Origin of the sequence: Paenibacillus sp. FSL K6-1230, assembly GCF_038002385.1 — a bacterium.
GTDB classification, from domain to species: domain Bacteria; phylum Bacillota; class Bacilli; order Paenibacillales; family Paenibacillaceae; genus Paenibacillus; species Paenibacillus massiliensis.
The window spans coordinates 2,383,807-2,409,626 of the sequence record NZ_JBBOCK010000001.1; the positions used below are offsets into that span (position 1 = coordinate 2,383,807).

A 25,820-nucleotide genomic window follows, 5' to 3' on the forward strand; every position below is an offset into this window, starting at 1 on the left:
CTGTTAGCCGTAGCTGCACCTGCTTAGAGATACATAGTAAAGCTGGTGCTGAACACCTCGCATGTGTTCACGGCGGGAGGCCTGTTGTACAATGGATGTATGGAGCAGCATAGGCTGATCGATAGATCGGCGATTAGCTGCAAGCAAGAAAACCGGGCGCTCTTAGGACACCCGGTTTTCTTGCCATACACCGTCATTTAAGTATACACCGTCATTTAAGTATACACCGTCATTAAAGTATACACCGTCATTAAAGTATACACCGTCATTAAAGCGGATTCTGACATGCTTGAGGATGAGCAATCCTCTACAGCCATGTTTAACCTACCGATCGAAGTCAAAGAGAGGGATGTCGAATGTCTTTTCAACCCAACCCTGGGGATGAATTGCTGATTAATGGAAAGAGGTACATTGTCGGCAGCCATCCTGCAGCACCTGGTATTGCTTACGCGCAGGCAGGTCGACAGGGAATTGTCTATCAATTGCTTGCACCCAATGGAGAGCTTCATGAAGCCAAAGCGTTAAAGGTATTTTTTCCTAAGTTCCGTATACCTTCCATGGTATACCAATCGGAGCACATGGAAGCCTACGGAAATATCCCTGGCCTGCAGGTCTGCAAACGAGACGTGCTCACTCCCGAAAGAAACGGAGACTTAATTGCCGCGCAGCCGGATTTGCTGTATGCGGTCCTCATGCCATGGGTCCATGGTATGACATGGTTCGACTGCATTACGGAGCAACGGGTGCTCACCCCTGCTGAGAGCCTCGCATTGGCGAAGTCGCTGGCCGGCATTGGTTCATCTATGGAGCAGCGCGGTCTGGCTCATTGTGATCTGTCTGCTCCCAATGTCATGCTTCCGTTTTTTTCTGAAGTAGAACTGCCAGATGGAAAATCACCCGTGGAGCTGGTGGATGTCGAGCAAATGTACAGCACCAAGCTGGACAGGCCTGATTCCTTGCTGGCAGGCTCACCGGGATATGCTGCACACAGAACGGTGTCTAGCGGCTTGTGGAGCGGCTATGCAGACCGTTTTGCAGGGGCAGTCATTATCGCGGAGATGATGGGCTGGTCCGATGCCATTGTCGTTGACAAAGCGTGGGGCGAGAGTTATTTTGACCAGCATGAAATGCAGAGTCCATCCGAGCGCTATCACATACTGAAGAAGTCCCTTCAAACCCGCTGGGGAACCAAGGTCTCTGAATTGTTCGAGCGTGCCTGGGACAGTCAGGATTTGAGTAGCTGTCCTACCTTTGGAGAATGGCTGGTGGTGCTCAGCTCCTTGCGGATGGAGAACTATATGTCATCCGTGTCTCCACGCTCTGCGAGCGAGAACAACCAGGCGGCCGCTAAGTCTTCGGACGAATCTGCTTTGTCTGATTCCGTTGCAGGGCAGCCGTCGCCATCCAGACCTGTACCTTATGCCACCGAAAGAGTAGGACAGGCTGCAGAGACAAGTGTAGTGGCTGGAAGCCCAGCAGGAAGACAACTATCCGTTGAGGACCTGAGTGAGGAGGCCAAGGCAGCCTTGTCGGGACTTAATTCCGCTGAGATGCGGGGCGACAAAGGTGTGATGAATCGCTTATTCGATGAAGCGCGTGAGCTGGAGCAGCAGAACAAGCTCGCGGCAGCTCTGGAGATCTATCGTTCTCTGTATCACTTTACAGAGGAGGATAGCCCCTTGCAGATTGAGATTCGGGCAGCTATTGATGGTCTCGAAGCCGAATTGAATCCGCCTCCTGTGGAGAAGCCCAAGACCCCTGCCTGGTACAAGTCGAAGAAGGTAATGATTACATCCGCTGCTGTAGCGGTGCTGCTGGTAGCCTCTATTCCGACGGTGCAGATTCTGGCAGATCGAGATCATGCCAAGCAACAGGAGGCTGCAGCACAGCTGGAGCAGGCTGCTCGGGAGGAAGAAGAGCGCAGACAGACTGAGGAGGCTGCACGCATTCAAGCTGAAGCAGATAATCAAGCCAAGGAAGCTCAGCTAGCTGTACTGAAGCAGCAAGAGGAGGAAGAGCAGAAGCGACTACAGGCTGAAGCTGATCTTAAAGCCAAGGAGGCAGCCGAAGCAGCGAAGAAGCAGCAGAAGCAGGCCGAGGCAGACAAACAGGCTCTGCAGGAGAAATATGATCGTCAGGCCAAGTATGAGGCCTATCTGGCATGGAAGAAGGAACGCGATGCCAAGGTAGCCCAAGAAAAGGCAGCGGCTGAGGCGCGTAAAAAGCAACTGGCAGCAGAGCGCAAAGCCAACGTTATTGAAATGATTAATATCTATAACAAGGCTTATAGCTCACAAGAAGGAGGACGTACAGACAAGGCAAAAACATTTGCCAAGCAGTTCCTCCAAATCTATAATCAGGACCCTAGCTATTATAAATCAGTAGGTGAAGTCGGCTATCGGGCGAATTCGATCTATAATTTCTTGGGGAATTCAGACTATAGACTTCCGAAAATCTGACCAGAGCGGGACACTAGAGAAATTAATGGCTGACCGAGGTGACCATAAACAATGAATTACAGTATACAAGCATCCCAACGAACTCCGGCTCTGGTTATCTATTTGATTGACATCAGTGCGTCCATGAATATGCTCATGGATGGACGGCGCAGAATGGATGTGGTGTACGAGGCACTGTCTCTAGCGATACGACAGATGGTGTTTCGTTCCACCAAGGGCAATCGCCTGACACCCAGATATCGAATCGCAATTCTGGCCTATAGTGACGATGTGTATGACCTACTGAACGGTATCAAGGGTATTGATGAGATTGCGGCCATCGGGTCACTGCCTGATCTGACACCCAAGCGCTTCTCGGATTCGGCCAAGGCTTTTCAGCAGGCAGAGCGTATATTGCAGGCAGAGCTACCTAGCATGCAGGATTGTCCGGCTCCACTCGTATGCCATATGACAGATGGTGTGTCGACAGGGGACGATCCGGAGCCAATCGCCAAGCGAATTATGTCCATGAGTGTTCCGGACGGCAACGTGCTGGTGGAGAATATTTTTATATCGGATCGCTTGCTTGATAGCCCCATTCCGGACCCGCGTCGCTGGAAGGGGATTACTGACGAGACAGAGCTAAAGGACGAGCATGCCATCAAGCTGCGCAATATGTCCTCCAAGCTGCCAGAGAGCTACCGTGAAATGCTATATGAAGCAGATTATCAGCTGGGTGAAGGGGCCACCATGATGCTGCCAGGTACCTGTGCCGAGCTGATATCCATCGGTTTTCAAATGTCAGCAGCTACACCAGTGAGGTAAGGAGGTATTTGTCTATGAGGCCATTGCTGTCACTGTTATCCTTGAAGAAGCGTAGAGAGCAGGAGCAGAAGGGAACATCATTTGAATACATCAGCTCCCAGATGGGAGAGCAACCATTGACCTCAATTCAAAGCCGGTTCTACTGTCGCTATGGTTATGGACGGGCAGCGGAATCTATCAGTGTAGGAGAGAGCGGCCAGGATTTTGCGGCTATTCGGATTAAGGACGGGAGCTGCAGCTTTGTCGTATGTGACGGGGTGGGCATGAGCTATCGCGGAGATTTCGCAGCCCGTTTTCTGGGCTCATCTCTGCTGGACTGGATGGAGCGCGAGAGTGACATTACCCCTGCCAGATTCAAGTCCTATCTGAAATCACTCGCAGCAGACGCAGCAAGCGAACTGGCAGCCGAGTCGTTGTCTCATGTATCGGAGATGCTCCGAAATGTGCTGGAGGACAAGCGCAAGCAAGGCAGTCAGTCGATGTACATATGTGGAAAAATCGAACTTCCGGCTCGCAGCGGTAAGAAGGGGCGTATGATTCTCGCCTGGCAGGGGGATTCACGTCTGCGATTATGGCAGGGAGATCAGGAACTGGAGCATATGTTCCGTGGCTCCTTCCAGACGGGAGAGCGCTGGTCTTCTGCTCGGGGCCCTGTCGGGGGCGAACCGCACTGGCAGGAATTCAAGCTATCCCCCAAGGATTCGATCCGTCTCCAAATGTACACGGATGGGCTGTCTGACCTGGATGCTATTCGAGACTGGCTACCAGATGATCAAATCCAGGTCCTGCTAGATGCGCGACATACAAATGGACTGGATGATGACGCAGCCTACATTGAACTTGGCTGGCAAGGGACATCATAGGTTATACGGGAAAGTTACGGAACATGATAAGTACAAGTGAGAGCACCGGAGAGCTGACAGGCTATTTCGGTGCTCTTTGCCGTCCCTAATGTGGTTTAAGCATCCGCAATAAGACCATCCACTAATGAGTTGATTATAATCCATGCTATTTTGGGTAATCTTGAATACAGAATGCTAATAATGGCAAAGGAGCGTGTATACATATGATGTTTCCAGTGGACTTTCCTGCAGTGCATGGCCCACGGTTTGAGGGCAAAATAGCAATTATTACTGGAGCTGGCTCCGGCATAGGTAAAGCTACAGCGATCCAGATGGCTCGTGAGGGAGCGAAGGTAGCACTCTTTGACCTGATTAATGAGCGTACGGCAGTTACTGAGCAGGAGATCAACAGCCTCAGTCCTGGTGCTGCACGCGCGTTCGATGTGGATATCTCAGACTCACAACGGCTGGAGAGGGCTGTGCTGGAGACGGTGGAGTTGTTCGGCGGGCTGGATATTGTATTTGCTAATGCTGGAATCAACGGGGTGCTTGCGCCGATTGAGGAGCTGTCACTGGAAGATTGGCGGAAGACGCTCAATATTAATCTGGATGGTACCTTCCTGACAGTAAAATATGCTGTGCCCCATCTCAAGGCACGAGGTGGCGGAAGTATAATCATTACGAGCTCGATCAATGGGAATCAGCGGTTCACTAGCTTTGGCATGACAGCTTACAGCACCTCCAAGGCAGCTCAGACGGCGTTTGCCAAGATGGCAGCGCTGGAGCTGGCTAAATCCAAAATTCGCGTCAATGTCATCTGCCCAGGTGCGATTGCGACGAACATTGATGAGACTACTGATAAGACGGATGGGCTGAAGGAAATTGTTATTCCGGTAGAATTCCCTGAGGGTGGACAGCCACTGGCGGATGGTCCTGGCCAACCGAAGAATGTTGCTGATCTGGTTACCTTCCTGGCTTCGGAGCAGTCCTCACATATTACTGGCTCGCAAATTGTCATTGATGGGGCGGAGTCCCTCTTATTTTAGCCTATACATTGCTGCAACGCTTGATTGTTTTAAAGTTGCTCAAGCAGGCTTGACTGAAAGGAATTCAACAGTATAACTATCCCTAAAGTGGAAGTCACTCTACAGTGCTGTCTGGAGCCGCTGCAAATCTTCACTAGACAGGTGGATAGCTTCTCTTGTCAGCCTGTCGAGGTCGAAGTGAGCGATAAGCTCAGTGGCCGCGACAGGCTCAGGGTATTCGAGCAGCCCGCTGAGGTAAGCTAGCCAGCCTACGATTTGCTCCGGCCGAATTCCTCGGCTGCGTGCCGCTTGAAGGGAGATTCCTCCATGCCGTTTGGCTAATCTTCGTCCATCAGGGCCATATACAAGCGGCACATGGGTGAATCGTGGAGGAGTCAGCCCAAGAGCAGCATATAGCATAAGCTGTCTTGGGGTGGAATCTAGCAGGTCATTTCCCCGTAATACATCTGTAATCTGCATGTCAGCATCGTCCACTACAACAGCTAACTGGTAGGAGTACATCCCATCTGCCCGTTTGATGATAAAATCCCCGCCGTAGCCTGCAGGAAATGTTGTTACCCCTTCCATGGCATCCACAAAAAGAATTTCGTCTGAAGGCAACCTGTCCACCCGTATGCGATAGGAGGGGCCCTTTTGCTTGGTCTTAGCCGCAGCTTGCTCCAGGGTAAGTGTACGGCAGGTTCCGGGGTAACGAGGACCTTCACGGGTCAAGCCATGCGGAGCGTGCACGACATCTGCCAGATCAGCGCGGCTGCAAAAGCATGGAAAGAGAAGGTCTGCTGCCGCAAGCTCCTTCATGGCGGCCTCGTACTTCCAGAGCCTGGAGCTCTGCTGATAGGGTCCCAGGCTTCCACCGACATCGGGACCTTCATCCCAGTCGATACCTAACCAGTAGAGGTCCTCGATGATTCCTTCGGTAATCCTTGTACGAGAACGGTTCAGGTCTGTATCCTCAATTCGCAATACGAACTCTCCACCTGCTGAGCGCATTTGAAGCCAGGAAAGCAGGGCTGTTCTGGCATTGCCCAAATGGAGCTGTCCAGAGGGAGTGGGCGCAAATCGTCCGCGTCTGTCTCTAGAGGGGGGTTGGTCCTTGAAAGCTGCAGAGGAATCAGGTATATTGCCTGCATGTGATGGTTGATTCAGATCATGAACTGATGACTTCATCGGCTTCGCTTCCTTATTTTCAGTATTTATGTATCACGTACTGTGTGCTAAGGACTATAACTTGCTGCGATTCAAGACCGAGAATATGGCTTTTCTAGGCTTCTGCATCCTCTCCGTATAGCAACAACAACTCATGAAGTCCAGGAATATCATCCTTTCTGGGGTTGAGCAGCTTTAGTGCCTGAGTGGTTCGCCAATATAGCAGCTGTTGGGCTGCCGCGAGCTGTACCTGCTGCACAGGATGGTGCAGGTGATCCGTAAGTACGTGCCAGGCCGTATTATTCTGGAATTGGGCAAGAGCATCAAGGCAATGGATGACGACTTCTGTGTCAGGCGAGCTTAATAAATGAAGCAGCGGCTCGAAGTCCTTAATCCGGCCTGGATGATTGAACCTTAGCTCACTAATTTCCTGTAAGGCTTGAATCTGCGTGCGAGGTTCTGGCTCCCGGAGCTGCGCGAGCATTTGCGAGAATTTGTGCATGACCAGTCGATTCGCATTATATTGTCCTGTCCAAAAGCAAGCCGGACATAGACAAGGGGGACGTCCCTTGGAGCTGGGAGAGTAACGCCAGCCAGTTACCTGGGATACAGAGCGTACAGAGATGATCTCCGCAGCAGCGATCCTGCGTGGAATGATGACTTGGAAGCCCATGCGGTCTTCTGTCTGTCTGAATTGGCCAGCCGCTGCTGCGGCAGTTCCGTACCGGTGCTTACCTGAAAAGCTACCAAAGTAGACCTGCTCTTGATCACGTACACGAAAATGAACGGCCTTCAGATTCTTCTTGTTGAAGCGCTTAAGCTCCCTTAGCCACTGATGGACCGCATAGTAATCATCAATGACAGGCATACAGAAGACCCCGCTGCTCGCTTCTGGATAGTGGATACGACTCTTTCGTATACCGCTCCGCCGAATGGCCGAAATCGTGTCTTCTGGTGCAAGATGAATGAATTGCGTCATCGTATCTCCTCCCGTAACCTTCCAATATATATTTACCGAATAATGTATCTTTAAGTGTAGCTCTAACTGGGAAGTATGTGCAACTGAGCTATTCGCCTACAGGAACTCAACCACCATTCCATTTAACCAAAACTACTACGTGAGCCACTATGCTATAATGAGTCGTGATTTGTTGGCTGCAATTAATCAAAATATGATGCATTGATTTCAATAGAGCATGAACACTCACCTTTGATTGTTCAAGGTATTAGAATACAGTATGGAGCGATGAAATTGACTGAAACAACATCCTTACCCATTGTTCAAATCATTCCCGAATTACAGCATGCGCTGGAGCAGCAATGCTCGGTTGTGCTTGTGGCAGAGCCTGGTGCGGGAAAAACGACAGTAGTACCTCTGGCCCTTATGGACGCAGACTGGCTGGCTGGACGAAAAATCATTATGCTGGAGCCGCGGCGTCTGGCAGCTCGCTCTGCGGCAGCACGTCTAGCAGCCTCTTTAGGGGAACAGACGGGGGAGAGGGTCGGCTACAGAGTTCGTATGGATACAAAGGTCAGCTCCCGTACCCGCATTGAGGTGGTCACAGAAGGGGTCCTGACACGCATGCTACAGCAGGACCCAGCCTTGGAGGAGGTGGGACTGCTCATCTTCGACGAGTTTCATGAGCGCAACATTCATGGGGATCTGGGACTGGCACTGTCCTTGCAGGCAAGAGAATTGTTCAGGCCAGATCTGAGAGTGATTGTAATGTCAGCCACTCTGGATACGTCCAGTGTAAGTGAATTGTTGCAGCAAGCGCCTGTACTGCATTGTCCCGGGCGAACCTTTCCGGTCGAGACGATCTATAGTCCCAGACCCGCAATGGCTGCGCTTGAAGGATTCGTGGCAGGGAAGATAGAGCATGCACTTCGCATGCATGAAGGCGATATGCTGGTCTTCCTTCCTGGGGCCCGAGAAATTCACCGGACGGCTCAGGAATTGACAAAGCAGTCGCTGCCAGCGGGGACGAAGGTGCACAAGCTCTATGGTTCCCTGTCTTTACAGGAGCAGGATATCGCCGTGCGCCCTGCACCTGTCGGGCAACGGAAGGTCGTCCTCGCAACTTCAATTGCTGAGTCCAGTCTTACCATTGCAGGCATAACAATCGTGATGGACGCCGGTCTAAGTCGCGAGTCTCTTTACTCACATCATACAGGCATGAGCCGTCTCGTAACTGTCCGTGTATCCAAAGCCTCTGCGGATCAGCGACGTGGCCGGGCAGGACGATTAGGGCCGGGGGTGTGCTACAGACTGTGGAGTGAGGAAGAGCATCGAGCTCTGGCGGAGGAGCGTAAGCCGGAGATCCTGGCTGCGGATCTGACCTCCATGGCACTGGAGTTGGCGGTATGGGGTGTGAACAGCCCTGCGGAGCTGCAGTGGCTGGATGCTCCGCCACCTGCTGTGTTTCAGCAATCACAGGAGTTGCTGGAGCAGCTCGGCTGTCTGAAAGAGGAAGCCATAACTGCACATGGACAGACCATTGCGAAGATGGGCGTACATCCTCGTCTGGGGCATATGCTGATCAGGTCAGCCAGCTACGGACTAACAGAAGAGGCTTCACTCCTTGCAGCTCTGCTTCAGGAGCGTGACCTGTTAACACGGGGAGGGGTAGATCTTCGTGATCGACTGCAAAAGCTGCAGCTGCATAAGCGTGCCACTGCGAGCCAATCCGATGTGATAGGCTACAGGGAGGTGGACAAGGAGCTTGTGGAGCGGATATGGATGAGCAGTAGACAAATACTATCTATTTTCGCTACTGTGACCGTGCCTGTGGCAACTGAGCCTGAATTAATGGAGAATCTCTCCGAAGCTCAGCAACTCTCCAAAGCTGATAGTCTCTCCACTTACAAGAGCCTTTCCAATTACTGCGGTCTCCTGTTATCTTATGCGTATCCGGATCGAATCGGACAAGCACGCGGTAATGGACGCTTTCTGCTGAGTAATGGCCGGGGTGTCCGCATCGTCAAGGAAGAGCTGCTGTCAAGAGCATCCTACATCGTAGTAGCTACTGCCGATGATCAGGGTGCAGATGGAACCATACAATGGGCTGCTCCAGTAGAGGAGCAAGAGCTGACAGGACTGCGAAATGAGCTTGTAACTATACAGGCCAACGTCTATTGGGACGCAGACAGGAAGCAGGTCCGTGCCCGTCAGCAGACCCGACTTGGGGCTATTGTGCTTCAGGATCAGCCGCTGACTAACCCGTCACAAGAAGAAGTAGCAGCTGCGCTCATGGATGGCATCCGCCAACAAGGATTAAGCGTATTGAACTGGTCCAAGGCAGCGCGACAGCTGCAGCTTCGACTCCAGTTACTACATGAGCAGGATGCGAGTTGGCCTGATGTACGCGAGGAGTCACTCCTACAGCAGTTGGAGGACTGGCTACTTCCGTATGCAGCCCAAGCCTCGCGTCTGGATGATCTGAAGCGTCTGAATCCAGCCGAGCTACTAACGGGAATGCTCAGCTGGGAGCAGCAGAGGCTACTGGAACACGAGGCTCCTACGCATGTACGAGTGCCTAGCGGCTCGCGTATTCCCCTGGATTACTCGAATCCATCTGCTCCGGCCCTCCATGTTCGGCTGCAAGAGGTGTTCGGGCTGGTGGATACGCCCAGAATCGCCTTTGGCCGGGTGCCTGTTGTACTACATTTATTATCACCGGCGCAGCGGCCCGTCCAAGTAACGATAGACCTAGCGAGCTTTTGGCGCGATGCGTATTTTGAGGTCAAGAAGGACCTGAAGGGTCGTTATCCCAAGCACTATTGGCCGGATAATCCGCTGGAGGCTGAGCCAACGAGTCGGGCGAAGCCGCGGCAGATGCCCAAAGCGTGAGATGAAGGCTGCTACAGTGGAGAGCTCCCAGATCCTTTAGCCCGCGCTGGATGCTACCTAATGAGCCTTAGTAAGGAGGCTGTAAAATACATGCATACAATACAGGAGCAGTGGCTGCAACATAAGCTGCTGGGCCTTGACACGATTATCTATGAATCAGGTAAGGTCATCAATGTAGAGATCGACTGCATTCCTAATGATCAATTCATATACAGCTTTAGGAGGGAATACCGTCTTAACTATGGAGAAGAGACCACACTAGCAGCCATTTCTAATAGCCATGACGATGACGATATTTGGTCAGCGATTCAAGTTAACGATACATTATGGGTAAATGAAGAGACGGTAGTCCTGTGTGGCGAAGGCGAGATGGGCAATGAAGGGTTTATTGTGAAGACAGATTCAAGTAACAGAGTGAAATGGGCGCTCTTCTCCACAACCTCCAATCCCTTCGTGAACATGATTAGAAAAGATGATCTGCTGTATATTCAATCTACGGCTAATTTTTATGTGGTGCTAAATATAGGAAACGACGAGTTGCTTATAAGTTGTCTTCCATTGCAGGCAGATTAGGTTGACCTGCTGAGAAGCTGCTATATGCTGGTCCTTTTTCCTAAGTTTCATAGTGATACTATGTTAGTCTATTTGTTACAATAGATTCAAAATTAAGCTAGCAAATCTTCATACAATCGTTTGAATCTATGAATATAGGGTAATTACATGACATGCTACTCAAAACTTCGAGGAGGTATCTGTCATGAGCAGGAAAATCGTAGGAGTATTTGATACAGAGCGAGAGGCTTCGGAAGCAATTGATCAATTGAAGCGCCAAGGTATCCATCAGGATGAGATCTCAGTGCTTACCAAGGATCGGGACGATCTGCGGGCGATTGAGGAAGACACTGGAACGCGGGCACCCGAAGGGGTAGCCGCAGGAGCTGCAACTGGAGGTGTTCTGGGTGGAGTGGCTGGCCTATTGGCTGGAATTGGTGCATTGGCGATTCCGGGCGTCGGTCCAATCCTGGCGGCTGGCCCAATTGCAGCAACCTTGACTGGAGCAGCTGTAGGTGCGGGAGCCGGTGGTCTGGTAGGTGGACTTGTTGGACTTGGCATTCCGGAGGATGAGGCCGCTGAGTACGAGAAATTTGTGGATCAGGGGAAAATTCTGGTGCTCGTCGATGAGAATGGTCGGGGAGAGGACATCTATAATACATTTCGTGACAACCGTTCTCTGAACACAGATCGTTATGCTTGGGGGGATGAGCTCCCTGTGAATCAACGAGCAGATGTGGTCCCCGGCGAGGGGAAGCCAAGGTTGCGTGATGAGGATCGCGATCGGCGGGTAGAGGCTACTCGTAATGCCTACCCTGATTCCCATCGAATCCTTTAATTCATCCAGCTGTTGACCCATGCTTTACACTAAATATTCTTATCAAGCGGCTCTACACCCGCATTTAATTTAATAAGGAGTTATAATCGGATATTAGCTGTACAAGATCAGACCAAGGTGAGTCTGTGCAGAGCAAGGGTATCTTCGGAAGAGCAATGAAGCTTCCGACAGATGCCCTTGCTCTCTTGTGTGTTCCGTTCCAGCATGTTCATAGAAATTCAGGGGGTCAACGTGAGCCAACATTCAAGAGAGAAAATAAATGAAATAGCCGTCCTTCGGGGAATGGCCTTCAGTGCCGTCGTATTGCAGCACGCAATAGCCCATTTTTCCATCGTACAGGAGGTAAGACTGGAGGACGGAGTCCTCATGTCGATCCTGCTGCTGCTGTCCAAATTTGCAGTGCCAGCCTTCGCCTTCATTACGGGGATGCTCCTTCTCTATAACGATCGGGAGCCTGGTGCGGATGTGGGCTACGGCGCATTTTTACGAAAACGATTGTCAGGCGTCATCATTCCATATCTCTTATGGTCCGTCATTTATCAGATAGCTAATGGTGGGATTCCACTCACCAACTGGAATCTCGCTGCCCTGACAGACAGCGTAGTGAAGCTTTTCACGGGGAAGAGTAGTTACCATCTGTGGTATATCATCATGATCATTCAATTTTATCTGGTGTATCCGCTGTTCCTTAAGGGGTATCGTGCAATTACAGCATCCATATCCGAGCGATGGAGGCTGAGTGTACTTGCTGGTGCAGGACTGCTATATATTGCCCTGATGTACGCAGTAGGGCCTATGCAGCAGCTGTTGTCTGGAACGAATATACCTGTGGTTACGGCTATGTTCACGACACTTGCTGACCGTAATATACTTTATTTTATCTTCTATTTCGTGTTGGGAGCGGCGGCTGGAAGCCATATGCACCGGTGGACCGAATGGGCCCGAAGGCTGCAATGGGTATACTGGCCAGCTATTGCTGTGATTACAGGATATTTGCTATATACACTAACAGGTAGCTTTCAGCAGGGCCAGGAGCTGGTGATTCGCTTTCACAGCGTATCTTTACTGCGGCCTTTGATGGCATTGTATTGTATCTTACTCGTGCTTGCTGCTTACAGGATCGCTTTAATGATTGTAAATTATAGTGAGCGTATGACTCGCTGGTGGAGTGTGCTGGGAGATTTGTCCTATGGCAGTTATCTAATCCATGCTCTGATGCTAAGGGTAACCTACGTACCTGATGAATCTCTGCTGACCTCCTTACCAGTCGTTGTTAGAATGCTTCTCTCCTTCGTGCTGGCATTGGTGCTGTCGACTGCAGCAACATGGCTGCTTGCCCAACTGCCAGGGGGACGATGGCTCACGGGGATGAAGCTGCGAAGAAGGAGCGAGCATCGCTACAAGGGCACTGGAGTCCCGCCGCGAGCTCCTGATCGAAGCTTGGTACCGTAAGGTGCGAAAAGTAGCAGTCCAATCCTCGTAAAAGTATGAGTCCGCAAGGTACGATAAACAGTAGTCCAAGCATCCGCCCGAAAATCGGTCGCCAGAACGATTGACACCCTTGTTATATTTTTGTCAAAATATCATTATATGAAAAATTCATAATAGAAAATCTTACTCCGCTCCCGTGCTACTGCCCACCTGAGCATCCAGACCATTCGTACCTGCCTCGTTACAAACGGGAATTGCGAATAGAGCATCCAGAAGGATTGGTTTATAATGGAAGGATGAGGTAGCATTTTGACTACGAAAAGGGGGATGCAGATGGCATTCATGATATCCCAGCGGGCATTCATCAAGCTTTATTTGATTACCATGGTGGAGAGGCATCAGGGCTACGGGTATCAAATGCTGGAGGCGATGAAAAGCGAGTTTGGCAGCTTTGGGTATGTCCCGCCGCAGAGTGAGGTATACAGGGCTCTTCATGAGCTTGTGCAGGAGGGGATATTTTACAGAACCAAGCGTCTAAAGGGCTCCGATCCACGCGTCGATTTCCAGGAAATAGTATTGTATCATTTTACCGATGAGGGTGCCGAGAAAGCCAAGCTTTACAGGAAGCAGGTGAAGGCCGATCTGGACAGATGTCTGGGTCTGCTGCATAAAGCCGAACAGGACAACTACTAATCACATACGGGAAGGATGATCGTCATGACCCGCAAGTTGAAATGGGGAGTTCTTAGTACAGCAGAAATTGCGAGGACCGCTGTCATTCCGGCCATACAGCAATCCGAGCGCGGTGAGGTCATCGCCATTGCCAGCCGTGATGCTGAATTGGCGGTGGAGGTGTCCAAGCAGTGTAATATTCAGACTGCCTATGGCAGCTATGAAGAGCTGCTGCTGGACCCCGAGGTAGAAGCCGTGTATATACCGTTACCGAATCACCTGCACAAGGAATGGACCATAAGGGCGGCGGAGGCGGGCAAGCATGTGCTCTGTGAGAAGCCCTCTTCCCTATGTGCCAGTGATACCGAGGAGATGGTGGAGGCATGTAAGCGACATGGTGTGCTGTTCGCAGAGGCCTTCATGTATCGCTATCATCCGAAGCATCAGCGGATTAAGGAAATCATTGACAGTGGTGAGATCGGCGAGATTCGAGGCATTCATTGCACATTTACGTATAATGATGCCAATGGAAGTGATAACGTACGTTTTCACAAGGAGATGGGTGGCGGCTCATTGTACGATGTGGGGGTGTACCCCATCTCCGCAGCGCGAATGTATCTGAAGAGTGAACCGGAAGCGGTTACCGTGCATGCACTATTCTCGGAGGAGCACGATAATGTGGATATGATGGCGTCTGGATTATTGGAATTCCCTCATGGCATTACGCTTACCTTTGATTGTGGAATGTGGGCGGCCCATCGTTCGAATATGGAGATTCTGGGGACTAACGGCACGATCGCCATGCCAAAAATGTTCGGTTGGGAGAAGACAGCAGTTGTTCCCCAGATCTTCGTCCATAGAGGCAGTGTTACTCGTGAAGAGCGGCTGAAGGGTCATAATTCCTTCGAAATACAGGCTGATGTGTTCGCAAGTGCCGTACTGGATGGAACACCGTTACCCTACTCACCGGAGGATTCTGTGCTGAATATGAAGGTGATTGATGCCTGCCTGCAATCGGCTCAGACCCGGCAGCGTGTCGTGGTGGGTTGAGATTATTTTATTCATTTAGCTGTGACCAACGTGTTTTCATCTCAAGCCTGAATATGATATAAATTGTAGAGGAAGTGGAAGGGGGATTTGCATGGATGAGCATATGAAACGTCGGCTGGATAAACAGAAGAAGCTATTCAATCAGCTAGGAATTCAGCTCGATGCTTTAGCCATACATGAGAAGCAGTTCAAGACCAAGATGCGCGGCTACGACCCAGAGGAAGTGGATGCTTATCTAGATGACATTATTAAGGATTATGAGCGCTTTTACGCCCATATTTCCGATTTGATGGATAAATGGCAGGAACAGCAGATTGCACTCCGTGACCTGCAAAATGCTCCAAAGCCCGTACCCGATTATCAGAGCATTGATCGCCGTCAGCTAGAGGATGTAGTTAAGCAACTGGAGAACAGTGTACGGATGCTAAAGGTTCGACTAAGACCCGAGCATGATTATTTTCCAGAGTAACCCTTAGATTAATAAAGGATGATGAAGCATGAGCACCCATTTTTCGGTGAGCATTCACTGCTTGCTGTTGTTAAGCCAGAGCGCACCGGATCGCATTACGTCCTCCGTGATCGCTTCGAGCATTAACACCAATCCTGTCGTAGTTCGAAGAATTATGGGCAGTCTTAAGAAAGCCGGCCTTGTGGAGTCTTCCCCGGGTACAAGAGGGTTCTGTCTGGTGCGCAGCGATGAGAAAATCCATTTAAGGAATATTTACGAAGCGACGAAGGAAGACAGGCCGTTATTCACGGTCCATCAGGATACCAATCCCGATTGTGATGTGGGAAGAAATATAGATGCGCTACTGCAGTCCATCAACATCCTGGCTGAGCAAAAGGTACTCGAATTTTTCGAGACCATTACACTATATGACCTGAAGCAGTCGATTGCCCAATTGGATAAAGACACCATATGCTAGCCCGTCCGTAAATAACAGATTTGCTATCTACACCGTTCTCGGTGTGAGACTGTGAGTCAGGCCAGCGGCAGGTTATTGCAAGGAGGAGAAGTCTTGAAAATCATCGTCGTATCTGACACCCATATGACCCAGAGGTCCAAAGGCTTACCAGCAAGGTTATTGGAGGAGCTTCCCGGATCAGATTTGATTCTGCATGCAGGGGACTGGACGGATTGGTCCGTCTATGAAGCATTGGCAGCCTATGCTCCGGTAGAGGGGATAGCAGGCAATAATGATGGGGAGGATATCGTATCCCGTCTGGGCTATGAGAAGCTTATTGAAGCAGAGGGCAAACGTATCGGAATGATTCACGGGGATGGCTTCCGGGGAACGACTGAACAGCGGGCATTGAAGGCTTTTGCCGACCAGCAGGTGGATTGCATTGTGTTTGGCCATTCTCATGTGCCACTGCTTGATGAAGTTAACGGAATTATGCTGCTCAATCCTGGATCTGCGACGGATAAGCGGATGCAACAGCAATATTCGTTTGCCATTCTGACGGTGCAAGCGGACAAGCTGCATGCGGAGCATATCTTTTACTCAGCGCGATGAATATCCAGCTTGCAGGCATGAACACATATCAATTTCTATATTCCATGTACATCCGATATAAGGTCAAGACAGCGGGCAAGATTGTCCCAGTCTTGGCCTTTTTCACGATCGTAGAGTTGTGGAAATTCTTACAGGAGTTGAGCCATTCGATTATCGCCAGAAATAATTCCACTATACGCCGCTTGTCTCCCGTGAAAGTAAGACGATAGACGTTTTTTCTTATATCTTAGGAATCTCACGAATGGTGTTTAGTTTTTTACAGGAACAGGTAAGAAATAGTAGACACGCAATATGGAAGGAGTAGCATGCCATGAGACGTAGTGATCAACGCAAGGAAGAACAAAAGCAACCATTTAACCGGGATCACCCTGAGCAATATCCTACTGAGCGTAAGAGTATCTTGGATATTCATGAGGCCGAGCAGAGTGTAGATGCCATCCCCATGGAAGATCTGACGCTGGAGAAGCAAGAGGAGCAGGAGAAGGACAAGAGCAAAAGCAGCTCATCCAGCGAACGAAAATACAAGCCTGAGTCATAAATTCCGTAGATATTGAATGTACGAATAGGTAGCAGGGTAAAATAAATATGATCAGTCTGGTATATTTTACTTGACTTCCTGATTCTATGTAATGTATATTAAGTTACGAAAAGTAATGAAATATAAAAATAACGGAGGTTTTTTACGTGGCTAAATCGTTCTTTGAAGCACTTAAAGCAAGACGCTCCTATTATGGAATCAGCAAATCTGTGTCAGTATCCGATGAGAAGATTACAGAAATCGTTCAAGAAGCAGTAAAATACACTCCATCTTCCTTTAACTCTCAAACGGCTCGTGCTGTAGTTCTGTTCGGCGGTGAGCATGATAAGCTGTGGAACATTACAGAAAATATTTTGCGTGAGGTTGTGGGTAACGAAGAGCAATTCAAGTCTACAGCTGAGAAAATGGCTGGCTTCCGCAGTGGATATGGTACCGTGCTGTTCTTCGAGGATAATGATGTGATTGCAGGATTACAGCAGAACTTCAAGGCCTATGCGGACAACTTCCCAATCTGGGCTAATCAATCCAACGGCATGCTTCAGCTGGTCGTGTGGACAGCTCTGGAAGAGGAAGGTCTGGGAGCTTCCCTTCAGCACTACAATCCATTGATCGATGAGCATGTGAAAAACGAATGGAAGCTGCCTGAGAATTGGAAGCTGATTGCTCAAATGCCATTTGGTGCACCTACGTTCGAGCCAGGCGACAAAGAGTTCCAGCCCATCGAGGAACGCGTGAAGACCTTCAAATAAATAAGCTTAGCAAGACTCTGAGCATAATAAGGGTTGAAGTACTAGTCTGAAAAGCAGTACGAATCCAATAAACAGGGGCTGCATTACATCGCTATAATAGCGTGAATGCAGCCCCTGCTGTCATGATACTCGTTATATAAGTGTGACGGATCAAGCTTTGTAGGCCGGAAGTAAGCGAAAGCGGCGGAGATGGTCCTCCAGCCCGTGGCTGGATAAAATCTCAATCTGACGTGGTCCGATCAGATCAAAATGTGGATACTCATCCCGGCGATGAATGTACCTAGGATTCAAACCATTCGCCCTGCACCAGTCCTCCAAGCGGGCCAAGTCCGAGCAGCCAACCTTGGTGACCGTTGTAGCATGTGGGAAGCGTTCATCGGTCCAATAATGTGTGAGAAAGGCAATCTCACCGCTGCTTACGCGCCTTTTCCACTCAACCAGCTCCTGTCTAGTAATACCGAATGCCAACTGGTCATCCCGTCCTTCCTGTTAGACGATGTTCCTGACTAACATGATAGCATAGCATAGGCTCGTAATGAAATCCGTGAGATAGCTTACAAATCATATCGACTAAATTGACTAAAAAGGAACAAAAGGTGTATTATAGGTTACATTAATTTAACGAGTAACTTTTAATAAGCTAGGCGTTAGGCGTGAGTCATAAACACTTAGGATATGACATCTTCATATATAGAGGATAAGCGAAATCCAGAGGTGCCAACGGCTGACCTGTATTATGATGGGGAAGAGGGATTGAATCATGGAAGCAACTACATTTGTCTTGTTCGGGGCAACAGGGGACCTGGCAAAGCGCAAAATATATCCTGCATTATATCAACTATTCATCGAGGGCAAAATTCCTGCTTCATTCTCTGTAATTGGCCTAGGCCGACGTGAGGTAACAGATGTTGATTTCCGCCAGCGGGTAGAACATTCCATTATTGAATTCGCAAGACAGAAGGATGGGGATACAGCCCGTATGGGTCAATTCTTATCCGCCTTTCAATATTGCTCGCTGAACGTACATCATGCCGAAGACTACAAGAAGCTTCTGCGCATGGCGGAGCAGCGTGAAGCAGAGCTCGGCATCCCGGGTAATCGTTTATTTTATCTATCGGTTGCCCCAGAGTTTTTCGAGGTCATTGCAGGTCAGATCAGAGACAGCGGACTCGCAGGTGCCCAAGGCTGGAAGCGACTCATCATCGAGAAGCCGTTCGGTCATGATCTGGAATCTGCACGCAAGCTGAACGAGCATCTGAGTCAGGCATTTGCGGAAGAGGAAATTTACCGTATTGACCATTATCTTGGCAAACCGATGATTCAGAATCTGGAGACGCTGAAGTTCGCGAATCCGTTGCTGCAGGGTATCTGGAATCGCGAGCATATCGCGAATATTCAGATTACTGCCTCCGAGACCGTTGGTGTGGAGGAGCGAGCTGCTTATTATGATCATTCGGGCGCGCTACGTGATATGATTCAAAATCATTTGCTACAAATGCTCATGATGACGGCCATGCCTGAACCTGAGCATTTCACCCCGGAAGGGATCCGTACGGCCAAGCGAAAGGTGATGGAGGCCATTCGTCCTTTACAGACGGCTGATGTATCGAACGACATTGTCCGTGGGCAATACACAGCAGCTGAGCATCAAGGCACCGCTTATGCCGGTTATCTGGAGGAGCCTGGTATTGAGGCTGATTCCAGCAATGACACCTTTATTGCAGCGCGAGCGTGGATTGATAATGAGCAATGGCGTGGCGTTCCGTTTTATTTGCGTTCAGGTAAACGGATGAAAGAGAAATCGACGCGCATTGTTGTGGAATTCAAGTCGAAGGCATCTGTACCCCACGCAGGCGTTCACGAGGCTGCAGCTCCGAATCTGCTAGTGATTTCTGTCAATCCACAGGAGGGAGCCAGTCTACAGCTCAACAGCACCAATCCGCTGAACGGACAGCTTGAGAAGATTACGATGGATTTCCATGCACCAGCAGGTAATGTCCCTGAAGCTTACGAGCGTTTGATCCTGGATGCTTGGCAGGGAGATTCCACCTTCTTTGCGCATTGGGCAGAGGTAGAGCTATCCTGGGCATGGGTACAGCCCATTCTGGATGCCTTCCAGGTAGCTTCCTTCCCGCTGCATCCATATCCTGCAGGAAGCTGTGGCCCACAGGCATCGGATGATCTGCTGGCGAGCGATGGCTTCCGTTGGCATCTGGATGCGTACGAGCCTCAGACCAAGGCGATTCCTGTATAATTTTCCATAAATTCTGCACACTGTAATCATAGCAACCAGAAAGGATTGTGATGATGACATGTGCAGAAGATTTTCGTTATCTGCGGAGCTAGATGAGGTGCGGGAGTATTTCGGGGTGCAGCGGGTCATGTATTATTATAAGACAAGGTACAACATGAGTCCGACCCAACAAGTTCCCATCGTGCTGGAGCAAGATGGCGAGCGTGTCCTTGATGAATTTCGCTGGGGCATCATTCCTTATTGGGGCAAAGATTGCGTGAATGCTGAGCTAAGCACGGTGCGGGTAAATCCCACTTATCGCAAAATGATTGAGACCCGGCGCTGTATCATTCCCTGCAATGGCTTCTATTATTGGAGAAATGAAGGAAAGCGGAGCTGTGCAGTAAGAGTTGTGCTCCCGGGGCAGGCCATGTTCGCGGTGGCCGGATTATACGAGGTATGGAAGGATACGCGCAAGGAGCCGCTTCGGACCTGCACGATGCTCACGACCGTGGCCAATACGGCCATTCGTGAATTCGATTCGCGTATGCCAGCCATCCTGACCGCTGACCAAGCCGATCGCTGGCTTGATCCAGACATTCAGGAGATGGATCGGCTGATGCCGCTGCTACAGACCTATGAGGAATCAGATATGCAGATCTATCCAGTAACTCCCCTCGTCGGAAATGATCAGCATGATACTAGACAGTGCATCCAGGAAATGGATCTGAAGCTGGCCTGGTTCAAGCCATGACTTCATAGAAGCACCTGCCTCCGCTATACATAATTCCGTTACATCCCTCATAGGTATGTTAGTGGGAAACTGCGCAAGGTTCCGGGGAGAGGGGAATCGGCCGAAGGAGCATTCCATGAGGGATGGAGGCGATTGGATGTGAGTATCGAGACGCTCATCCAACTGCTGGTGCTCATCGTCATGATCATCGGTCTGAGTTCTGGTGCCGGTAGGTCGTAGGTTTCCAGAAGACGGGAGCTGGCCGTGAGGCCGGACTTCCGTCTTTTTTTGAGATGCTGTGTGGGGCTGTGAACTTGAGGGGCGATGGATTTATCGCTTCGTTAGTGCTGAATATGATTGGACTACAGGCTGTGTGCTGTGTCCAGCGTCCTTTGTTCTTAATTCTCAGGCAAGCCAAGAAATGAATAAAGGCAACAGGATGAACGATAACAACGTCGTCCACAAAATACAGCGAGAGACCAGCCTTGGCGAGGCGTCGAATTGCTCAGCGAGCAGGACTGCATTCACCGCGGTAGGCATTGAAGCCAAAATCAATAACACCCGGAACAGGGTGTCTTCGACATTCAGCAGCAGCAGGATGGCAAAAGCAGCAGCCGGACTAATCAACAAGCGAATGCCCATTCCGGCCCAAAAGGCCCGATCCATCTGCTCTGCACGCGGAGCCCTGTAGACATGAAGCATTTGCGCACCAAGGATGACCAGTACTACCGGAGAATAGGCAGCGGCAATCAGTGAGATTCCTTCCTGCAGTGCCGAAGGCAACGGCCAGTCTGCGCCACGGACAAGCATGGCGGCTAGTGCTGCATAAATGCTGGGCAGTCGCAATACGGACAAACCAGCCTGCTTCCAGTTAAAGTGTGAACGTGCTGCAAATAGAATACCGATGGTATTGACGATAATCATCTGGGTAACGACATATACCGAGGCCTTGTCCAGACCGAGCTGACCGAAGGCCAGCAAGACAAGCGGAAGCCCATAATTAACACTATTCGTAAAGGCAACTACCAATGTAAGACCAGCCTGCTCCGACCGATCCAGCCTGAGCAATCGGGAAGCGCTGATTGCAAGCAACCATAACACGAGCAGATTGCTCAGTGAGAATAGAACGCTATCGCGCACATCAGCATAGGAAATGGCAGCATTCGCTAACGTATGATAGATGATGGCCGGACTAAGTACATATAGCGCGAGCGTGGTCAACGGTCGTGTCTCCATAGAGCGGAACCGGGCAAGTGCTGCTCCGGCGATGAGCGGTAGGGCAATAGGGACAAATACTTCGTAGAGCGTAATCAGGAACGTATGCAGCAACGATGACTCCTACTTTCTGAAAGGTTTTCAATCCAATAACTGAATTAAGCCTGTTTCATTACTCACTCGAATCGAACACTCAACAAGAAGCACATTCAGCTGCATATTCCTGATGGACAAGCTCAGCAGGTTCTATGCGAAATGCGCGAGTGCTCGATGGTTTGATTGAAAAGTCGCTTGTTTGTTTTATGCAAATGATGAATTTGGATGTATAATCATTACTGTATACCTCCTGAGGGGAGAGGGTCAATATGCGGATGCATTGCTGTCTGCCAATTCGACCTACAGTTATGCAATACATAACATTGTACATGGATAAGGGGCGAGAATATGAATGATACTCCTGCTTTGAGCCCTGCCAAGAAGAAAAAGCTGCTGTTCAGTGCAGGACTCAGCTGGCTGTTCGATGCCATGGATATCGGACTGCTGTCTTTTGTGGTAGCTGCATTGGCTGCTGATTGGCAGCTTGGGAAGGAGCAAGTTGGGCTGCTGACAGCCATGAATTCTATTGGGATGGTCTTTGGAGCCGCCTTTGCTGGAATTCTGGCGGATAAGTATGGACGTAAAGCGATTCTAATGTGGACACTGCTCGTCTTTTCAATCGCGACAGGCCTATCTGCCTTTGCCGTGGGCTTTGGTATGCTACTGATTCTACGCTTTGTAGCAGGGGTAGGCCTTGGGGGAGAGCTACCGGTTGCTTCTACCTTGGTCTCCGAATCCGTTCCAGCGAATGAACGCGGCCGAATGGTCGTGCTGCTGGAGAGCTTCTGGGCGGGTGGCTGGATTGTGGCAGCACTCGTAGGGTACTTCGTCATCCCACGCTTTGGTTGGGAGGCAGCTTTCTTGATCGGGGCCATACCTGCTCTGTATGCCCTGTATCTACGCAAAGCCATTGAGGACCCGCCTCGCTATCTACAGCAAAGGGCGAACCGTCTGCCGTTAGGGGATAGACTGCGCTCGATCTGGTCGGCGCCTCATCGTAGATCCACGATTATGCTCTGGGTGCTATGGTTCACCGTAGTATTCTCCTACTATGGCATGTTCCTATGGCTGCCAAGTGTCATGGTACTTAAGGGCTTCACGCTGGTGAAGAGCTTCGAATATGTACTGATTATGACACTGGCACAGCTTCCAGGTTATTTTACGGCGGCCTATTTCATTGAGAAGCTGGGACGCAAATTCGTGCTGGTGGTCTACCTGCTACTTACGGCAGGAGCTGCGATCTGGTTCGGTACAGCGGAGAGCGCAGGCTCCTTGCTGGCAGCAGGCATCTGTCTGTCATTCTTCAATCTGGGGGCCTGGGGTGGCATGTATGCCTACACACCAGAGCTGTATCCCACATCCGTACGTTCGACTGGTGTCGGTATGTCAGCTTCCTTTGGCCGAATCGGTGGGGTTATTGGCCCTTATCTGGTCGGGATTCTGCTTGCTAGCGGTGTCAGTCTTGTCACGGTATTCAGCATCTTCTTTATTGCTATTCTGATTGGAGCCTTCGCAGTGCTATTTCTTGGTACGGAGACGAAGGGCAAGGAGCTCACGTAGACAGGGCTTGCCAATGTCGCTTAGTTAGTGCTGATGAGTTAATGCTGCCCGAGTCTGTGTCAAGGAATCAGCGCCATGAAATAAAGAATGAAATGTCTGAGCTGACAGAGATTATGGTAAGAGTCTATGGGAAAGGAGCTGATGGTTGTGGAGCATGTATTTCATTTGGAGGCTACCTGGAAGGGTGGGCGTAACAGTGAAGGGGAGATTGATGCAGGGGGTCTGCGTTCAGTGATCTCCATACCTGTAGAGATGGGGGGGCCCGGCACGGGGACCAACCCGGATGAAATGCTGCTGGGCGCGGCGTCCACCTGTTATATCATTACATTAGCTGCTATGATGGAGAGAGCAGGATTGCTAGTTCAATCGCTAGCTTTGTCCTCTGAAGGCATTGTGGATGTGACGAATAACATATTTACCTACCGGCGTATTATTCACCGCCCACGAATTGTGCTTGCTGCTGGATCAAGCCATGAGCATCTGGTGCAGGCGGAGCGTCTGGCTGACAAGGCAGAGCAATCGTGTATGATCTCTCGCGCCTTGGCAGGCAATGTAGAGCTGTCTACTCAGGCAGTCGTGGTGCTGGATGATGCCGGATAGCCGCTTCTAATGAAGAAAGGCGATCCATAGTGGGTCTCTACTGACAACCACATGTAGTCATTCATTTTGTACACATACTATACTATTCTTAACACACCGAGGAGGATATTCACATGTCTAATGCACAAAAATTATTGGTATTTGCAGGTTCCTATGCTGAAAGTCAAGGGAGCGGCGTATACGTATACGCTTTTGATGAAAAAACAGGTGCCCTGGAGCTCTTGGACGAGCAATCCGGTCTGAGCAACCCTACGTTCGTGCATGTGGATGCAGACCAGCGTAAGCTCTATTCCATCAGTGACAGAGTGACGGAAGAAGGCGGCAAAGCCGGAGAAGCAGTATCCTTCGACATTGACCCATCTACTGGCAAGCTGACTCTGCTGAATCGCGTAAACACCGTTGCTGGAACGACCTGCCATATTCAACAGCATGACACGCTGCCTTACCTTACCGTAACCAGCTATCATGGTGGTATGATTGGACTCCTGGCGATCCGTGAGAATGGCGAGATCGGCGAGCTGCTGGATGTTGCACAGCATGAAGGTCATGGACACCATCCAGAGCGTCAGGATCGCCCGCATCCACACTCCTCCTTCTACAGCCCGGATGGACGTTTCCTGTTCGTACAGGATCTCGGTCTCGACGTGATCCGATCTTACAAGGTTGAAGGGGACAAGCTGGTGCTGCATGGGGAGACTAAGACGCATCCGGGTGCAGGCCCACGCCACTTGGCATTCCATCCTAATGGCAAATATGCTTTTGTAATCAACGAGGTAGATTCTTCTGTGACGACATTTGCCTATGATGCTGAGAAGGGACAGCTTACAGAGGTAGGCAACATTTCCACACTTCCTGCCGGCTTTGAGGGCGAGAATACGACGGCTGAGATCGCAGTGTCTGAGGACGGAAAGTATGTATACGGCTCTAACCGTGGACATGACAGCATTGTCGTCTATGCTTTTGATAGCGAATCCGGCAAGCTGGAAGTGGTTGAATATGTGTCTGTAGAAGGCGGTCACCCACGTCACTTTGCTATCGTACCTGGCGGGGAATTCCTGCTTGCTGCAAACCGTGACACCAACAACATTGTGACCTTCAAGGTAGATCGCACAACAGGTCGCTTGCAATACACCGGACTCAGCGTTGAAGTATCGAAGCCGGTATGCGTGAAACCAGTATACTTCTCCATCTAATGCATTCCATGCTAGTTGATGGGAGCAGTGAACATAGAGAATACAGATAGGAAATGAAGTGAAGAGTCATGGGCCTCACCTTTTGGGTGAACCCTGTGGCTCTTTATTTATTTGCAAAGAAATAAGGCATTAAAGTATACATTTAAGTATGCATACCTGGACAAACCTGTGTATATAGTAAATAAGACAAGTATATTGATTGTACGTAGAAAATGTGATCTCACATAGAAAGAGTGATTGCAAATAGAAGAGTGATTTTCAACGTAGAGGATTGATTTCACTTGGAAGAGCGAAGTTGCTGCTGCAGATCGGGGCCAAGCTATGTTATATGGTCTAAGTCTGGACTGGATTGTGGATCAATCGTAGCCTAATCAGTTCAATTAGCAAACATAGCAATAAGCAATGATCTGGGCGGCGCTGAGATTAGGCGCTAGGCAATGGGTAAGAGACGTAACAAACAGCCTGTAGAATAAAGGAGTGTTAATGTATGAAGGTCATCATCACGCAGCAGGAAGCGCTGGAGAAGGGCATCTGGCCTGAGATCATGACGATGTTTGGCTTGGATGAGGATGATACTGTATGGGAGAGTGAGGAGTTTATTCTCTCGGAGGAACGAGCTAGAAAGCTTGGGCTACTGCGATAACAGGCAATTGTAAGAAGCAACCCACTGCAAGAAGCAGACCATTACAAGAAGCA

General features: G+C 50.0%; 26 protein-coding genes. 22 read left to right on the top strand and 4 right to left on the bottom strand.

Annotated features, from left to right (window positions below; all coding sequences use genetic code 11):
• The first annotated feature begins 356 nt into the window (after positions 1–356).
• From MKX74_RS10505 to MKX74_RS10520, 4 genes are all read left to right on the top strand, one after another.
• A complete protein-coding gene (locus MKX74_RS10505) occupies positions 357–2,459 on the top strand; it encodes a hypothetical protein (protein ID WP_341178301.1) in 2,103 nt (700 codons plus the stop codon).
• Positions 2,460–2,510: 51 nt separating this feature from the next.
• A complete protein-coding gene (locus MKX74_RS10510) occupies positions 2,511–3,263 on the top strand; it encodes a vWA domain-containing protein (protein WP_018883269.1) in 753 nt (250 codons plus the stop codon).
• Between the two features lie 14 nt (positions 3,264–3,277).
• A complete protein-coding gene (locus MKX74_RS10515; protein WP_028589292.1) occupies positions 3,278–4,126 on the top strand; it encodes a protein phosphatase 2C domain-containing protein in 849 nt (282 codons plus the stop codon).
• 203 nt (positions 4,127–4,329) lie between these two features.
• Entirely contained in the window at positions 4,330–5,151 is an 822-nt protein-coding gene (locus MKX74_RS10520; protein WP_341178302.1) for an SDR family oxidoreductase, read from the top strand.
• 99 nt (positions 5,152–5,250) lie between these two features.
• On the opposite strand, the gene gluQRS is transcribed toward MKX74_RS10520, so the two are convergent.
• Positions 5,251–6,318 (bottom strand): tRNA glutamyl-Q(34) synthetase GluQRS, encoded by a 1,068-nt coding sequence (gene gluQRS / locus MKX74_RS10525; RefSeq protein ID WP_341178303.1) that lies wholly within the window; start codon positions 6,316–6,318, stop codon positions 5,251–5,253.
• Positions 6,319–6,412: 94 nt separating this feature from the next.
• The gene (locus tag MKX74_RS10530; RefSeq protein WP_341178304.1) at positions 6,413–7,276 is read right to left on the bottom strand and encodes a HEAT repeat domain-containing protein; all 864 of its coding nucleotides are present in this window, start codon (positions 7,274–7,276) and stop codon (positions 6,413–6,415) included.
• A gap of 267 nt (positions 7,277–7,543) precedes the next feature.
• Here MKX74_RS10530 and hrpB point away from each other — a divergent pair, with 267 nt between their 5' ends.
• From hrpB to MKX74_RS10590, 12 genes are all read left to right on the top strand, one after another.
• Positions 7,544–10,147 (top strand): ATP-dependent helicase HrpB, encoded by a 2,604-nt coding sequence (gene hrpB, locus MKX74_RS10535; RefSeq protein ID WP_445667265.1) that lies wholly within the window; start codon positions 7,544–7,546, stop codon positions 10,145–10,147.
• Positions 10,148–10,237: 90 nt separating this feature from the next.
• A complete protein-coding gene (locus MKX74_RS10540) occupies positions 10,238–10,720 on the top strand; it encodes a hypothetical protein (RefSeq protein ID WP_018883263.1) in 483 nt (160 codons plus the stop codon).
• Positions 10,721–10,904: 184 nt separating this feature from the next.
• Positions 10,905–11,537, top strand: a complete 633-nt coding sequence (locus MKX74_RS10545) for a general stress protein (RefSeq protein ID WP_341178306.1) — start codon at positions 10,905–10,907, stop codon at positions 11,535–11,537.
• Positions 11,538–11,768: 231 nt separating this feature from the next.
• Positions 11,769–12,989, top strand: a complete 1,221-nt coding sequence (locus MKX74_RS10550) for an acyltransferase (protein WP_341178307.1) — start codon at positions 11,769–11,771, stop codon at positions 12,987–12,989.
• Between the two features lie 312 nt (positions 12,990–13,301).
• On the top strand, positions 13,302–13,661 hold the full coding sequence (locus MKX74_RS10555) for a helix-turn-helix transcriptional regulator (protein ID WP_341178308.1): 360 nt from the start codon (positions 13,302–13,304) through the stop codon (positions 13,659–13,661).
• A gap of 24 nt (positions 13,662–13,685) precedes the next feature.
• Positions 13,686–14,690 carry a Gfo/Idh/MocA family protein gene (locus MKX74_RS10560; RefSeq protein ID WP_341178309.1) on the top strand — a complete coding sequence of 335 codons (1,005 nt, stop codon included), beginning with the start codon at positions 13,686–13,688 and terminating at the stop codon, positions 14,688–14,690.
• Positions 14,691–14,781: 91 nt separating this feature from the next.
• On the top strand, positions 14,782–15,159 hold the full coding sequence (locus tag MKX74_RS10565; protein ID WP_341178310.1) for a DivIVA domain-containing protein: 378 nt from the start codon (positions 14,782–14,784) through the stop codon (positions 15,157–15,159).
• Between the two features lie 28 nt (positions 15,160–15,187).
• Positions 15,188–15,616 (top strand): Rrf2 family transcriptional regulator, encoded by a 429-nt coding sequence (locus MKX74_RS10570; RefSeq protein ID WP_341178311.1) that lies wholly within the window; start codon positions 15,188–15,190, stop codon positions 15,614–15,616.
• Between the two features lie 93 nt (positions 15,617–15,709).
• Positions 15,710–16,207 carry a metallophosphoesterase family protein gene (locus MKX74_RS10575; protein WP_018883256.1) on the top strand — a complete coding sequence of 166 codons (498 nt, stop codon included), beginning with the start codon at positions 15,710–15,712 and terminating at the stop codon, positions 16,205–16,207.
• Positions 16,204–16,416, top strand: coding sequence for a hypothetical protein (locus MKX74_RS10580; RefSeq protein ID WP_341178312.1), 213 nt, complete (start codon positions 16,204–16,206; stop codon positions 16,414–16,416). The genes MKX74_RS10575 and MKX74_RS10580 overlap by 4 nt, the downstream gene beginning before the upstream one ends.
• 101 nt (positions 16,417–16,517) lie before the next feature.
• Complete coding sequence (locus tag MKX74_RS10585) at positions 16,518–16,745, top strand: hypothetical protein (protein ID WP_341178313.1); 228 nt, start codon at positions 16,518–16,520, stop codon at positions 16,743–16,745.
• A gap of 146 nt (positions 16,746–16,891) precedes the next feature.
• The gene (locus tag MKX74_RS10590; protein ID WP_341178314.1) at positions 16,892–17,494 is read left to right on the top strand and encodes a nitroreductase family protein; all 603 of its coding nucleotides are present in this window, start codon (positions 16,892–16,894) and stop codon (positions 17,492–17,494) included.
• 150 nt (positions 17,495–17,644) lie between these two features.
• Here MKX74_RS10590 and MKX74_RS10595 read toward each other — a convergent pair whose 3' ends face one another.
• Complete coding sequence (locus MKX74_RS10595) at positions 17,645–17,962, bottom strand: hypothetical protein (protein WP_341178315.1); 318 nt, start codon at positions 17,960–17,962, stop codon at positions 17,645–17,647.
• A 292-nt stretch (positions 17,963–18,254) separates the two neighbouring features.
• On the opposite strand from MKX74_RS10595, the gene zwf reads away from it, so the two are divergent.
• Both zwf and MKX74_RS10605 read left to right on the top strand, forming a co-directional pair.
• Complete coding sequence (gene zwf, locus MKX74_RS10600) at positions 18,255–19,748, top strand: glucose-6-phosphate dehydrogenase (RefSeq protein ID WP_341178316.1); 1,494 nt, start codon at positions 18,255–18,257, stop codon at positions 19,746–19,748.
• Positions 19,749–19,806: 58 nt separating this feature from the next.
• On the top strand, positions 19,807–20,481 hold the full coding sequence (locus MKX74_RS10605) for an SOS response-associated peptidase (RefSeq protein WP_341178317.1): 675 nt from the start codon (positions 19,807–19,809) through the stop codon (positions 20,479–20,481).
• A 384-nt stretch (positions 20,482–20,865) separates the two neighbouring features.
• Here the strand turns inward: MKX74_RS10605 and MKX74_RS10610 are convergent, their stop codons facing one another.
• Positions 20,866–21,789 (bottom strand): AEC family transporter, encoded by a 924-nt coding sequence (locus MKX74_RS10610; protein ID WP_341178318.1) that lies wholly within the window; start codon positions 21,787–21,789, stop codon positions 20,866–20,868.
• A gap of 330 nt (positions 21,790–22,119) precedes the next feature.
• Here MKX74_RS10610 and MKX74_RS10615 point away from each other — a divergent pair, with 330 nt between their 5' ends.
• The 4 genes from MKX74_RS10615 (at position 22,120) to MKX74_RS10630 (ending at position 25,767) form a co-directional block, all read left to right on the top strand.
• Complete coding sequence (locus tag MKX74_RS10615) at positions 22,120–23,331, top strand: MFS transporter (RefSeq protein WP_025677038.1); 1,212 nt, start codon at positions 22,120–22,122, stop codon at positions 23,329–23,331.
• A 147-nt stretch (positions 23,332–23,478) separates the two neighbouring features.
• Positions 23,479–23,931, top strand: coding sequence for an OsmC family protein (locus MKX74_RS10620; protein ID WP_341178319.1), 453 nt, complete (start codon positions 23,479–23,481; stop codon positions 23,929–23,931).
• 113 nt (positions 23,932–24,044) lie between these two features.
• Positions 24,045–25,124 (top strand): lactonase family protein, encoded by a 1,080-nt coding sequence (locus tag MKX74_RS10625; RefSeq protein ID WP_025677034.1) that lies wholly within the window; start codon positions 24,045–24,047, stop codon positions 25,122–25,124.
• A 487-nt stretch (positions 25,125–25,611) separates the two neighbouring features.
• Positions 25,612–25,767 (top strand): hypothetical protein, encoded by a 156-nt coding sequence (locus tag MKX74_RS10630; protein ID WP_018883246.1) that lies wholly within the window; start codon positions 25,612–25,614, stop codon positions 25,765–25,767.
• The last annotated feature ends 53 nt before the right edge of the window (positions 25,768–25,820 follow it).